This is a genomic window from Specibacter sp. NPDC078709, from assembly GCF_040686795.1.
Lineage (GTDB): Bacteria > Actinomycetota > Actinomycetes > Actinomycetales > Micrococcaceae > Specibacter.
Genome location: NZ_JBFBLU010000001.1, coordinates 758,254 through 769,735 on the forward strand (window position 1 = coordinate 758,254; position 11,482 = coordinate 769,735).

Sequence of the window (11,482 nt, forward strand, 5' to 3'; positions counted from 1 at the left end):
TCACCCCTTGAAACGTCCAGGAGAATTACATGTCTTCCACACCAACCGGCCAGTTGTCAGACGCAGGAGTATCCATCTGGCTCGACGATCTCTCCCGCTCACGGCTATCCACCGGCAGCCTGCAAGAACTCGTGAGCGAGAAGAATGTGGTCGGCGTGACCACAAATCCCAGTATTTTCCATGCCGCCATCACCTCCAGCAGCGATTATGACGCCACCATTGCCGCTCTCGCGGCACAGGGTGCCACTGCTGAACAGGCCGTTTGGGAAATTACGACGGCGGATGTCACCGACGCCTGCGATCTCCTCTTCCCCGTGGCTACTTCGAGCAACGGGGTTGACGGCAGGGTGTCCATCGAAGTGGACCCGCGTCTGGCTTGGGACACCGAAGCCACTGTTGCCGAGGCCCGAACACTCCATGCCAAAGTCGGCAAGAGCAACGCCCTGGTCAAGATTCCGGCAACCACCGAGGGCCTTGCCGCCATCACCACCGTGCTGGGCGATGGCATCAGTGTCAATGTCACCCTCATCTTCTCCCTCACTCGCTATGCCGAGGTCGTGGACGCCTTCCAGAGTGGCTTGGAATTGGCCGTCACGAACGGTCATGACCTCTCCACTATCCACTCCGTGGCGTCTTTCTTCGTTTCCCGGGTGGATGCTGAGATTGATGCGCGGCTGGAGGCCATGAGCACCCCGGAAGCCTTGGCATTGACCGGCAAGGCGGCCGTGGCCAACGCCGTCCTGGCCCACCAAATTTTCCGTGCCAGCGTGGCCACTGCGCGCTGGCACGCATTGGCTGAGCTCGGGGCCGTGCCGCAGCGTTTGCTGTGGGCCTCCACCGGCTCCAAGAACCCTTCCTATTCCGACACCAAGTACGTCAGTGGACTGGTCACAGATGGCGTCGTTAACACCATGCCGGAAGCCACCCTGCAAGCCACCTTTGACCACGGCATCATTACCGGGGACACGATCACCGGCAACACCCAAGCCGCCGCCGACACCATGGTGGCATTGGATAAGCTCGGTGTTTCCTACGATGAGGTCACTGCACTTTTGGAAGCCGAAGGCCTGAAGAAGTTCGTAGCCAGCTGGAATGAACTGCTCACCGATGTGGATTTTGCTTTGCAACGTGCACGCGAAGCCCGTCCAGCTGCCATGGTATTTCAGGGAGTAGGCGTCAACGCTGGACGTGTCTTGGGACCAGTGCTGCAAATGCCCGAGCCAATCTCAGAACCCGCGGCAGATGCTCCCCACGATGCGGCAGCTTCTTTGGAGACGAATAAGGCTGCCATCAAGACCGCGTCCGAGGCTGTGCAGGCAGAACTGCGCAACCGAGCCGAATCTGCAGTAGCAGAAAGCAAGGAAATCTTGCAGGCCACAGCCCTGATGGCCGGCGATCCCATGCTCATCAAGGCCGCCATCAAATTACTCTCGCCGGATGCCCTCGGCGGCCCCCGCTCCCCGGAACGAGCCATCTGGGAGGCCGGTCAGACCGTGGCAAATACGCTCACTGCATTGGGCGGCTACATGGCCGACCGAGCCACGGATGTGCTGGATGTGCGTTCACGTATTGTGGCAGCGCTCCAAGGACTTCCGGCACCGGGCATCCCGGTCTCCGATGTCCCCTATATTCTGGCAGCTACCGATTTGGCGCCAGCAGACACCGCCACACTAGATCCGGCAAGGGTCCTGGCTTTGATTACCTCCGACGGAGGGCCGCAATCACACACGGCTATTCTCGCTCGTATGCTGGGACTGCCAGCCGTCGTTGCCGCCCCTGACGTGAACGGCATTGCCGATGGCACCGAGGTCTACGTTGATGGCGCAGCCGGAAGTGTCATAACCAACCCGGACGATGCTCTGTGCGCAACGGCCGCCACGTGGGCGGCCCAAGCCTCCCAAATACCTGCTTTCAGTGGCAAAAATATCTTGGCCGACGGGCTGCATATTCCACTGCTGGCCAATGTTGGTACCGGAGCGGACGCACTCAAGGCTGCCGCAGCGGGAGCTGAAGGCGTTGGGCTGCTGCGTACAGAGTTCTGTTTTCTGGACCGCGAGACCGAGCCCACGGTCGAGGAACAAATTACCGCCTACGGTGGCGTACTGGCAGCGTTCCCCGGCAAAAAGATTGTCATCCGGACGCTCGACGCCGGTGCCGACAAACCTTTGCCGTTCCTGACTGTCGCTGATGAGCCCAACCCGGCACTCGGTGTTCGCGGATACCGGACAGACACCACCTCTCCTGGCGTTCTGGAACGCCAGCTACAAGCCATTGCCACGGCAATGTCCGACCATAACGCTGATGTTTGGGTCATGGCCCCGATGATTTCCACCGCAGAGGAAGCCGCCAACTTCACCGCGATGGCCAAGGCTGCTGGACTGGCAACGGCCGGTGTCATGGTGGAGGTTCCTTCTGCAGCGTTGACTGCCTCGGCCATTCTGGGCGAAGCCGACTTCGCCTCCTTGGGCACCAATGACTTGACCCAATACGCCATGGCCGCTGACCGTCAACTGGGTCCCTTGGCAACACTCAATGACCCCTGGCAACCGGCCGTGCTCCAGCTCATCAAGCTGACGGCCGACGGCGCCTCCCAAGCACAGGTCTCCACGGGCTTACCCAAGCCAGTGGGCGTCTGCGGCGAGGCCGCCGCGGACCCGGCTCTCGCCGTCGTACTTGTGGGACTGGGCGTCTCAACCCTGTCCATGAGCGCACGCGCACTGGCTCCGGTGGCTGCGGTTCTGGCCACAGTCACCCTGGCCGATGCCCAACGACTGGCTGCCGTGGCACTGCATGCCACAAGCGCCTCCGCGGCCCGAAAGGCTGTTCGTGAGCAGCTGCCGATCCTTGAACAACTCGGCCTCTAGGCCCCTCCCCCACCAACCGAAGGAAGACTCATGATTGAACGTACCGCCACTGTTGCAACCCGCGTGGGACTGCATGCCCGCCCCGCAGCAATTTTTTCCGAAGCCGCCGCGGATTTCGACTTGGACATCACCATTGCCCGCCAGGGTGAGCCTGCCGAGGACGCCATGGACGCTGCCAGCATGCTTGGACTCATGAGCTTGGGCGTTGAATTTGGTGAAGTTGTGGTGCTGCGCACCGAGGGCGCCGGAGCTGAAGAAGCGCTCGAGCAGCTTGTCAAAGTCTTGGAAACAGACCACGACGCCTAATTTCTGCGGCTTGGATCGAGACGGCTGGACTACCCTGCGGGGTGGTCCCGCCGTCTTTTTTTGATTCCTTCGAGCCCAATCAACCAACCCTCCATCACTTATTGCTTATTTCGTCATTACTCTATAAAATTTCATCATAAGATGTTTTTGGCCGTAGATTCTTCCCTATAAATTCTGCAAGGAGCGCCCCATGACCTATGCCCTCACCCTCGAATCCACCGCCGATGCTATTCGGCATGCGCGAGTATTGCCGCTGGACGTGGTTCAGGCTAAGGGATCAGGACATGCCGGGACGGCCGTGGGCTTGACCCCTTTCCTATCCACGCTGTTCCAGGAATACCTTCGTCATGACCCGAAAGACCCCTCGTGGCTGGGCCGCGACCGCTTTGTCCTCTCTTGCGGACACACCAGCTTGTCCCTCTACGTGCAGTTATTCATGCAGGGATACGGACTGGAAATGGTCGACCTTCAAGCCGCCCGCACACTGGATTCCTTAACCCCCGGACACCCCGAGTTTGGCCACACTGCCGGCGTTGAAACCACCACGGGTCCCTTGGGCCAGGGTATTGGAAACGCTGTTGGTATGGCATTGGCAGCCCGCAGGGTTCGCGGCATAATGGACCCCGAAGCCGCAAAGGGAAGCAGTGTCTTTGACTACAAGATCTTCTGCCTAGCCTCCGACGGCGACATGCAAGAAGGCATCAGCCACGAAGCCGCATCACTAGCTGGACATTGGAAGCTCGATAACCTCGTCCTGATCTGGGATGACAACGAGATCTCGATCGAGGGTTCCACAGCCATTGCCACCAGCGACGACGTCTGCGCACGCATGGCATCCTACGGCTGGAGGGTCCTAGAAATCGCGGACGCCGAATCACTGGCCGCTATCCGCACAGGCTTGGACTCGTCATTGGACACAGGAGCTGCTCCTGTTTTCATCCGACTCAAGTCCCGGATCGGCTTCCCGATGCCTACTCTTGGCGGCACTGCCAAGGCTCACGCCGGCGCTCCCGGTGCCGACGAAGTGGCCGCCACCAAGTCCGCCCTAGGCCTGGATCCCACCAAGAGCTTTGTCATGCCCGATGAGCTATTGACCTCGACGCGTGCAGCCGCCGCTGACCGCGCCCTGGAACTCAAGGGGCCGTGGACCGATAACTTCGCCGCGTGGGAAGAGTCCCACCCCGAGCAAGCTACGCTCTTGACCCGCCTTCTCAAGGGCGAACTTCCTGAAGGCTGGAACGCCAACTTCCCCACCTTTGAACCGGGAAGCAGCCTGGCCACCCGTATCGCCAGTTCCAAGGTGCTCGCCGCTGCGGGCCACAGCATTGAAGAACTCTGGGGCGGATCCGCCGACTTGGCCGAGACCAACGGAACCTGGTCCAACGAATTCCCGTCCATGTTGCCGCCGGGAGTTGTCAGCGCCGAGTGGCCGGGCAATGAGTATGGCCGGGTCCTGCACTTTGGCATCCGCGAACACGCCATGGGATCCATTCTGAACGGCATCGCGCTCAATGGCCTGACCCGCATCTTTGGAGCAACGTTCTTTGTCTTCTCCGACTACATGCGCCCCTCAGTACGCCTCGCCGCGTTGATGCAATTGCCAATTACCTACATCTGGACCCATGACTCTGTTGCCGTTGGCGAGGACGGCCCCACCCACGAGCCTGTGGAACACTTGTGGGCGCACCGAGCCATCCCCGGCTTGTCGGTTGTCCGCCCAGGGGATGCAAATGAAACCGTGGCGGCCTACGAGCGGGTATTCCAAGAAAAATCCGGCCCCACGGCCATGGTCTTGAGCCGGCAGAATATTCCAACCCTCGAGCAGGTGGATGCTGTCCGCGACGGTACCAAGAAGGGCGGCTACATTCTGCTAGACACCGAAGAAACACCTGAGCTGATCATCATCGCCACCGGTTCTGAAGTTCATCTGGCCGTGCAGGCAGCCACCGCACTCACCGATCAGGGCATCGGCACACGCGTTGTGTCCATGCCTTGCATTGAATGGTTCGATGCCCAGCCCGAGGAATACAAGCAGTCTGTACTTCCGCGCTCGGTCAACGCTCGCGTCAGCGTTGAAGCCGGCTCCGCGCAGGGCTGGTACCGATTCCTTGGCACCTACGGTGAGGCAGTTTCCGTTGAAGGCTTTGGCCTCTCGGGCAATGGTGCCGAAGTATTGCGCCGCAAGGGGATCAGCTTGGAGACCGTATTGGAGGCCGCGCAGAAAACTTTGCGCAGCAGCGCTTCCGTAACCATGACTGCCAGCAACTAACGTAGAAGGACTTTACCCATGACGAACACTCATTCCAGCACCACGATTTCCTCAGCAGATCTGGCCCAGTTCATTGATCACACGCTGCTCAAGCCGGAGGCTACGGCCGCCGATGTCCAAGCCACTGTGAACGAGGCACTGGAGTTGGGCACGTATTCCGTTTGTGTCTCCCCCAATATGCTCCCACTTCAGCTGCCAGATTCCGCGTCACTAAAGATCGCAGCAGTGTGTGGCTTCCCCAGTGGCAAGCACGCCTCGAGCATCAAGGCTGCTGAGGCCGCATTGGCGGTAACGCAGGGTGCCCATGAAATTGACATGGTCATTGATGTTGGGGCTGCAGTGGAGGGTGACTTTGGCAAGGTTGAGGCGGATATCGCGGCAGTGCGCCAGGCTGTCCCGGCTCCGACAGTTTTGAAGGTCATCATCGAGTCTGCTGCGCTAAACGATAAACAAATCGTTGCTGTTTGCCGAGCAGCGGCGGCAGCCGGTGCTGACTTCGTCAAGACGTCCACGGGCTTCCACCCGGCCGGTGGCGCCAGCGTGGAAGCAGTCCGGCTCATGTCAGAAACAGTTGCCGGCAAGCTGGGCGTGAAGGCATCCGGCGGCATCCGTAGCCGTGAAGTTGCGCTGGCGATGATTGCTGCTGGCGCCACGCGACTTGGAGTCTCCGGTTCCCGCACAGTCCTCTCTGAGGATGCACCCGCCGCCGAATCGACGGGATACTAATTCAGGAACCCGGCGACTTTTAGTCCCTCGCCGGCATTTCCCCTACATTGGAGGGACACGGCAAGCGAAAGACTGAAAGTCAATGGGTAAAGAAGGAAAAGCAGGCCAGTCCTGGGGATCAACAGGACCTGGCGTGCTGTTGCGGCTGATTCGGACTGCGGACCGGTGGACCAAGAGCGAGCTGGTCCGCGAATCCGGGTTGGCGCGTACAACACTCATTGAACGGCTTGACCACCTCCAAAGCGCTGGATATGTCTCCTCCAATAAGCAGCCGAGCAAAACTGGCGGCCGTCCTGCCGAAACGTATTCGTTCAACCATCTCGCCGGGTACTTGCTGGTGGCAGATATTGGCGGAAGCCATGTGCGTGTAGGTGTCACCGACTTGGCCGGCACACTGCTGGCCACGTCGGAGAACGACTTGGATCCTGAAGACAGCCCAGAGACCGTGCTCAGTGGTGTGATCACTGATCTTCAGGGTCTGTGCCACCAGGAGGAGCTGGATATCTCGCGTATTCGGGCCATCGGAGTGGGCGTGCCCAACTCTGTCCAGCAGGGGCCACTGACCCACCCAGAAATCCCCGGTTGGGAAAACACCTCGGTGTCCGATGCCTTTGCGCAAGTCTTTCCACAGGTCCCAGTGCTGGTGGATAAAGATGCCAACATCATGGCCCGAGGTGAGCAGCGTCAAAGCCCGGAGAAATACCAAAACATGATTGTTCTCAAAGTGGGAATGGGTGTGGGCTGCGGCATTGTGATCGACGGCCGCATTCTGCAGGGTGCTGCCGGCGAAGCTGGCAGCATTGGGCATATCCCTCGCGGTGGCACGGTTCAGTGTAGTTGCGGACAGTGGGGTTGTTTGGAGGCTGTGGCCAGTGGCCGCTCCATTGCCAAGACTTTGATGGACAGCGGTCAAATAGTCCATAGCAGCCGAGACATCGTCAATCTGGTGCGTAAACGTGATGGGCAGGCCGTGGAACTTGTCCGGCAGGCAGGCCGCGAGCTAGGCGAAATGCTGGGGATCTTGGCGGCTGTCATGAACCCATCCATCATCATTGTGGGTGGAAACTTGGCTGAATCACCCGAACCATTGCTGGCTGGCATCCGCGAATCCGTCTATGGGAATTTCCTTCCCTCATTGACCAGTGGTTTGGAGATCCGCCCCTCCGTGGTGGGCTCAGCAGCAGGGCTTACTGGCGCAGCAGAATTGGCACTGGAGTCATTGCTCGAGCCTGCCCGTGTCGATGATGCAATTGCCCACGGGCAGGCTTGGCGGTAGCGCAGCTACTTCCCGGCGTGCAGCGCCGTCTCATGCTCGGCAGCCTTCGCAGCAGCTACGTCCTCGGCGAGGTTCGATGCAGCGTCGGCTTTGGCTACCTCTTCATCGGTCATGCGGCTCAGCTTGGACGGCCACCAGATCTTCTGCCCAATGTCGTAGGTGAGGGCCGGAACCAGCACCGAGCGCACCACGAAGGTATCGAGCAAGACGCCGAAGGCCACGATGAAGGCAATCTGCGCCAAGAACAGAATGGGGATGACGGCCAGGGCCGAGAACGTGGCCGCAAGCACCAGACCGGCCGATGTAATGACCCCGCCGGTGATCACCAGCCCCCGCATAATGCCTTCGCGGGTCCCGTGTTTGAGCGATTCTTCGCGCACGCGGGTCATCAGGAAAATGTTGTAATCGATACCCAACGCCACCAGGAAAATGAAGCCGAACAAGGGAACCGCAGGATCGGCACCTGGGAACTTGAACACGCCGTTGAAGACCAGCGCCGCAACACCTAGCGCGGTTCCGAAGGACAGTACCGTGGTCAGGATCAAGATGACCGGAGCCAGCACGGAGCGCAGCAGCAACATCAGGATCAGCAGAATCACCACGAGCACCACGGGAATGATCAAATTGCGATCGTGAATGGAGGCATCGTTCGTATCAATGGCCGTCGCCGTGACACCACCCACCAGCGCATCTGGCACAGTGTTGGCGAGGTTATCGCGCAAAGTACGGACGACGTCGGCCGCGGCGTCAGAATCTGCCGCTGACACCAGCGTTCCCTGAAGCATGATGTCTCCGTTGACCACCGTAGCTTCCGGAGCGGGGGTGCCCGGAGCGCCCATGGCTTGGATCCCGTCGGCAGTCACGGTCGCAGCGCCACTCGGCGAATCGGTCGCAACAACAGTTACACCATCCACACCGTCCATACCCAGCAACACGTTGGCGGTTTCCTGAAGTTCAGCCTTGGGTACAACAACCAACACCGGGCTGCCGGTACCACCGGGGAAGTGCTCGCCCAGAACCACTTGACCGTCGCGGGCTTCGGAGGCGCCCAACACTAAATCGGATTGGGGCACGCCACTGGCATTGAGCTGAGTGGCACCCATGGCGCCCACAATCAGGATCAAGGAGGTCACAATCCAGATGGTGCGCGGACGCTTCTTGATGCCACGAGCAAGCTTGACCCAGATCCCCTTGCTTGCCATGCCATGCTCGGCGGCAACGACCTCCGGCTCATACTTCGGGCGGCGCGGCCAGAAAGCAGCACGACCAAACGCGAACAGCAACGCAGGCAACAGGGTGAGTGCCGAGAGCATGGCGAAGACAATGCCGACGGCGGCCACCGGACCCAGCGAACTATTTGACTTCAAGTCGCTGAACAGCAAGCAGAGCAGGCCAACAATCACCGTTCCACCGGAGGCTGCGATGGGCTCAGCGGACTTCTTAATGGCCTGGATACTGGCAGACCATTTGTCCTTGGTCATACGGAGCTCTTCACGGTAGCGAGAGACATAGAGGAGGGAATAGTCCGTTGCCGCACCAATCACCAGAATGAACAAAATGCCTTGCGTCTGGCCACTCAGCATGAAAATGCCAGCCTTCGCCATCCACCAGACGCTCAAGAGGGCAACACACAAGGCAAACATGCTGGTCGCCAACACCGCTACGGGGAGCAAGAGGGAACGGTAAACACAGATCAGAATGATAAAAACGGCCAGCAGCGCCACACCCAAGAGAATGCCGTCAATTCCGGCGAAACCGGCAACGAGATCGGCTGTGAGTCCGGCAGGCCCGGTGACGTGAACACTCACGCCGTCGGGCGCGGTGGAACGCAGAGTGTCCCCAATCTCGGCCACCACGTCCCCAATTTCGGAGTCCGCCTGGATGGGAACGAATGCCTGCAGAGCCTTGCCATCCTCGGAAGGAATGGCCGGGGAGATGTCCTTTGACACCCCGGCAATCTCCGTCAGTGCCTTGACTTCGGTTGAGACGCTGGCAATTTGCTCGGGGGTGAGCTTGTCATTTGCCGCGAAGACCACAATCGCCGGAATTTCATCCGAAGCGCGGAATTCGCTCAAAATCTTCTGCACTTGAGTGGCATCAGCGGAGGACGGCAAGTATGTGGTCTGGTCGTTGGAGGAAACCTCACTGACCCGTCCAAAGTACGGCCCACCAACAGCAGCCCCTGCCAGCCAGCCCACGATCAGGAGTGTGGGCAAAAGAATGCGCACCCATTTGGCGATTTTGCGCGGCGCTTTGTGCTCGCCTTTGTGCTCGCCCCGCTTGGCAGTTTTCTCCGCAGTGCTCATATCCGTACTCTCCGTGGTTGTCCCGCAATTTAATCTCGCTTAGCTAGCAAATATCCTAGCATGATAGAAGCTGAGGCGGTTATACCTCAATCAGGATAGAATCCAACTATGGAAAGTACCCAGGCAGCAAACACAGCGTTGCCGCCGAGCATTTACGACGTCGATGCCAGCGACCCCGCGAGCAAGCTTGTGGATCGCTCCGAAATGGACCCCGAGGATGTGCGTCAGATCGGTTCGGTAATGGCCGCACTGGGCCGGTTGCGTGAAGCCGAGCAGCAACTTTCTGACGCGTCGCTGAAGTACATGAAGTTGAATCAGACGGACATGCGAGCGCTGCATTACCTCATTGTGTCAGCCAACACCGGGACCATCGCAACCCCCGGAGCCATTGCCGCGCACCTGAAAATTTCGACGGCGTCCACCACCAAATTGCTGGACCGGCTGGAACGCGCGGAGCACATCACCCGCTCACCGCATCCCAGTGATCGGCGGGCTTTGGCCATTGCCATCACCGAAGTAACGCGCGAATCCGCCATGAACACGGTGGGGCGCCAGCAATCCAAACGCTTTTATTCGGCTGCCCGGCTCAACTCCGCCGAGCGTGAAGTGGTGATCCGTTTCCTCGATGACATGGCGGAGCAACTCTCCATCAAGAACCTGCAGTGGGCCCAGCCGGAAGCAACTGCGGGCTAGCTCGCCCGGAGCGCCGAAACTAAGAAGCCACGTTAGCCGCGAGCGGCACGTCCATTCTGTTCCGCGATATGAGGCGCGGAGGCAAACACGTTCAGGCCCAGGCCGCGGGATAGGAACGCGCCGGCTCGTTGGCCGCGGACGCTGTTGCCGGCGGAGTCCAGTGGCGGCGAGAACATGGCGAGCGCACCTTTGCCGGGCGAGAACGCTCCGTCACCGCACTCACCAAAGTCCTCGCCGACTGGCCAGCAGCCGACGTCAACCAATTCGCGGACCTCTTGCACCGCTTCCACACCTCGATCGAGGACTACAGCCGAGCACAAGTACCGGCGCCGATTCCCAGCCCCCACCGTAATTTCCGCATGAAGCACGACGGCGGGAGCCCACCTTCAGCGCGAAGGTAGGCTCCGGTCCTCACCCAACAACCATGGGGAAGCTATGAAAATCGATGAATTTTGCGCCGCTCTCGTTGAAGCGTTCGGCAACGCACTGCCTAAGAATGTGCCCACCTCGGAGGCGGGCACAGAAGGCTCGTTATCTGGTATCAAAAGATCTTTTTCCGTACGGGCGGCGCACATAGCGTCTACGTCGATCATTGCTGGGTATCCCTGGCTCTGAAATCACCCATCGGTGCCATTGAGGCCATCAATGTCATGCCACATAGATTCAACATTGTTCCTTCGTCGGGAAACTTTCACTACTTCCCCGAAGAAATCCAGTTTGTTGCATGTGCTCATGGAGTCAGTCCTCGCGGCCCCGGCACTGGATCAGCTCCAAGGGCAGGCATTTTGCTTCGTCCGAAGCGGTACCACCCGGCGCTCACTCTGATGCCGAAACCCGAGCACCGCAATCTCAAGAAGGAACCTGTTGCGCTCGATCAAATGGAGAATGCTGAGGACCTGACTCTCACCATGGCCACCAGTCTCGACGAATCCGGGAATCTGTCCAAAGCTTTCGTGAAAGAACTCCAATCCTTCCTCGAAGACCTCAAGGTGACCGAGCTGAGCTAACCGAGCCAGCGACCGGCGCCAGTGTCATCATCACA

Annotated in this window: 10 protein-coding genes and 1 pseudogene; 9 read left to right on the top strand and 2 right to left on the bottom strand. The window is 59.6% G+C overall.

All coding sequences use genetic code 11. The features are described from left to right. Positions 1-29: 29 nt before the first annotated feature. The 6 genes and pseudogenes from tal to AB0P14_RS03325 all read left to right on the top strand — a co-directional run. Positions 30-1,142, top strand: a pseudogene (tal, locus tag AB0P14_RS03300) (transaldolase); the annotation flags it as partial. A 12-nt stretch (positions 1,143-1,154) separates the two neighbouring features. Further along, on the top strand, positions 1,155-2,864 hold the full coding sequence (gene ptsP / locus AB0P14_RS03305) for a phosphoenolpyruvate--protein phosphotransferase (RefSeq protein ID WP_363838167.1): 1,710 nt from the start codon (positions 1,155-1,157) through the stop codon (positions 2,862-2,864). Positions 2,865-2,894: 30 nt separating this feature from the next. Further along, a complete protein-coding gene (locus tag AB0P14_RS03310; protein WP_363837679.1) occupies positions 2,895-3,170 on the top strand; it encodes an HPr family phosphocarrier protein in 276 nt (91 codons plus the stop codon). 190 nt (positions 3,171-3,360) lie between these two features. Then, the gene (gene tkt / locus AB0P14_RS03315) at positions 3,361-5,439 is read left to right on the top strand and encodes a transketolase (RefSeq protein WP_363837682.1); all 2,079 of its coding nucleotides are present in this window, start codon (positions 3,361-3,363) and stop codon (positions 5,437-5,439) included. Between the two features lie 18 nt (positions 5,440-5,457). Then, a complete protein-coding gene (gene deoC, locus AB0P14_RS03320; protein WP_363837684.1) occupies positions 5,458-6,165 on the top strand; it encodes a deoxyribose-phosphate aldolase in 708 nt (235 codons plus the stop codon). Positions 6,166-6,247: 82 nt separating this feature from the next. Next, positions 6,248-7,441 carry an ROK family protein gene (locus AB0P14_RS03325; protein WP_363837687.1) on the top strand — a complete coding sequence of 398 codons (1,194 nt, stop codon included), beginning with the start codon at positions 6,248-6,250 and terminating at the stop codon, positions 7,439-7,441. 5 nt (positions 7,442-7,446) lie between these two features. Here AB0P14_RS03325 and AB0P14_RS03330 read toward each other — a convergent pair whose 3' ends face one another. After that, the gene (locus AB0P14_RS03330) at positions 7,447-9,747 is read right to left on the bottom strand and encodes an MMPL family transporter (protein WP_363837690.1); all 2,301 of its coding nucleotides are present in this window, start codon (positions 9,745-9,747) and stop codon (positions 7,447-7,449) included. A 108-nt stretch (positions 9,748-9,855) separates the two neighbouring features. Here AB0P14_RS03330 and AB0P14_RS03335 point away from each other — a divergent pair, with 108 nt between their 5' ends. After that, positions 9,856-10,440, top strand: coding sequence for a MarR family transcriptional regulator (locus AB0P14_RS03335; RefSeq protein WP_363837692.1), 585 nt, complete (start codon positions 9,856-9,858; stop codon positions 10,438-10,440). Between the two features lie 32 nt (positions 10,441-10,472). On the opposite strand, the gene AB0P14_RS03340 is transcribed toward AB0P14_RS03335, so the two are convergent. After that, positions 10,473-10,616: a hypothetical protein gene (locus AB0P14_RS03340; RefSeq protein WP_363838170.1), complete on the bottom strand. Its 144-nt coding sequence runs from the start codon at positions 10,614-10,616 to the stop codon at positions 10,473-10,475. Between AB0P14_RS03340 and AB0P14_RS03345 the strand changes: the two genes are divergently transcribed. Together AB0P14_RS03345 and AB0P14_RS03350 are read left to right on the top strand one after the other, a co-directional pair. Then, a complete protein-coding gene (locus tag AB0P14_RS03345; RefSeq protein WP_363838186.1) occupies positions 10,569-10,841 on the top strand; it encodes a hypothetical protein in 273 nt (90 codons plus the stop codon). The two genes, AB0P14_RS03340 and AB0P14_RS03345, sit on opposite strands and share 48 nt — an antisense overlap. A gap of 423 nt (positions 10,842-11,264) precedes the next feature. After that, positions 11,265-11,447 carry a hypothetical protein gene (locus AB0P14_RS03350; protein WP_363837695.1) on the top strand — a complete coding sequence of 61 codons (183 nt, stop codon included), beginning with the start codon at positions 11,265-11,267 and terminating at the stop codon, positions 11,445-11,447. The last annotated feature ends 35 nt before the right edge of the window (positions 11,448-11,482 follow it).

What these genes read in the sequence shown, in the direction of transcription:
- AB0P14_RS03325 (WP_363837687.1), top strand. Translation starts at nt 6,248, where the DNA reads ATGGGTAAAGAAGGAAAAGCAGGCCAGTCCTGGGGATCAACAGGACCT.
- tkt (WP_363837682.1), top strand. Translation starts at nt 3,361, where the DNA reads ATGACCTATGCCCTCACCCTCGAATCCACCGCCGATGCTATTCGGCAT.
- AB0P14_RS03330 (WP_363837690.1), bottom strand. Translation starts at nt 9,747, where the DNA reads ATGAGCACTGCGGAGAAAACTGCCAAGCGGGGCGAGCACAAAGGCGAG.
- AB0P14_RS03340 (WP_363838170.1), bottom strand. Translation starts at nt 10,616, where the DNA reads ATGTTCTCGCCGCCACTGGACTCCGCCGGCAACAGCGTCCGCGGCCAA.
- AB0P14_RS03335 (WP_363837692.1), top strand. Translation starts at nt 9,856, where the DNA reads ATGGAAAGTACCCAGGCAGCAAACACAGCGTTGCCGCCGAGCATTTAC.
- ptsP (WP_363838167.1), top strand. Translation starts at nt 1,155, where the DNA reads ATGGTATTTCAGGGAGTAGGCGTCAACGCTGGACGTGTCTTGGGACCA.
- AB0P14_RS03350 (WP_363837695.1), top strand. Translation starts at nt 11,265, where the DNA reads ATGCCGAAACCCGAGCACCGCAATCTCAAGAAGGAACCTGTTGCGCTC.
- deoC (WP_363837684.1), top strand. Translation starts at nt 5,458, where the DNA reads ATGACGAACACTCATTCCAGCACCACGATTTCCTCAGCAGATCTGGCC.
- AB0P14_RS03310 (WP_363837679.1), top strand. Translation starts at nt 2,895, where the DNA reads ATGATTGAACGTACCGCCACTGTTGCAACCCGCGTGGGACTGCATGCC.